This window comes from Xanthobacter sp. BG11Y11_SDJG, from assembly GCF_057364445.1.
This window is the reverse complement of the sequence record NZ_JBNFNU010000713.1, coordinates 1-1,148: the sequence shown is the minus strand read 5'-3', so window position 1 is coordinate 1,148 and position 1,148 is coordinate 1. Positions and strand designations below refer to the sequence as shown.

The 1,148-nt window shown below is 74.2% G+C and carries 1 pseudogene; it reads right to left on the bottom strand.

Going from position 1 to position 1,148, the window contains the following annotated elements:
* A pseudogene (locus AC2W7M_RS25990) lies at positions 1 to 1,148 on the bottom strand (HAD-IC family P-type ATPase); the annotation flags it as partial.

Here is a 1,148-nt window from a genome sequence, read left to right as displayed (position 1 = left end):
GCACCTCCCGCTCCGGGCGGCCGGCGGGGAGGATGTCGGTGACCTGCGGCTTGCCCGCGGTGAGGGTGCCGGTCTTGTCGAAGCACACGGCCGTGACCTTGCGCGCCGTCTCCAGCACCGCGCCGCCCTTCATCAGCAGTCCGCGCCGGGCGCCGGCGGCAAGGCCGGAGGCGATGGCGGCCGGGGTCGAGATCACCAGCGCGCAGGGGCAGCCGATGAGGAGGATGGCAAGGCCCTTGTAGATCCAGTCGTCCCAGCCGCCGCCGAAGGCGAGGGGCGGCACCGCGGCCACCAGCGCCGCCACCGCCAAACCACGGCGGGCGTGTAGTAGCGCGCGAAGCCATCGATGAAGCGCTCGGTGGGCGCGCGCGCCGACTGCGCCTCCTCCACCAGGCGCACCACGCGGGCGATGGTGTTGTCCTGTGCCGCCGCGCTCACGCGGATGCGCAGCGCCGCCGCGCCGTTCACCGTGCCGGCGTAGACGGAATCGCCGGGCTCCTTCGCCACCGGCGCGCTCTCGCCCGTGACCGGGCTCTCGTCGACGCCGCTCTCTCCGGACAGCACCTCGCCGTCGGCGGCGATGCGTTCGCCGGGACGGACCAGGACGACGTTGCCCGGAGCAAGCCGGTCTGCCGGGATTTCGCGCGTGGTCCCGTCACGCTCGACCAGCGCGGTCTTGGGTACCAGCGCGCCAGCGCGCGGATGCCGGCGCGGGCGCGGCCGGCCGCAATCCCCTCCAGCAGCTCGCCCACCAGGAACAGGAACACCACCGCCGCCGCCTCCTCGGCCGCACCGATGACCACCGCGCCCGCCGCGGCGATGGTCATCAGCATCTCGATGGTGAATGGCATTCCGTTGCCGGCGGCCGCGATGGCGCGGCGGGCGATGGGCACGAGGCCGACCAGCATGGCGACGATGAAGATCCAATCCTTCGCGGCCGGCAGCAGGAATCCGGCACCGAATGCCGCCGCCAGCGCCGCGCCGCTCGCCAGCGTCAGCCGCGCCTTGGCGGTGCTCCACCAGCGCCCGTCTTTCGGCGCGGCGTGGTCGTGGCCGCCCGGCGCGGCAGCCGCCGCCGCCAGGAGGGGTTTCGCGACGCCCGTGGCTGTTCTCCCCATCGCCCTGTGGCCTCCCATGCCCGTGCCCAT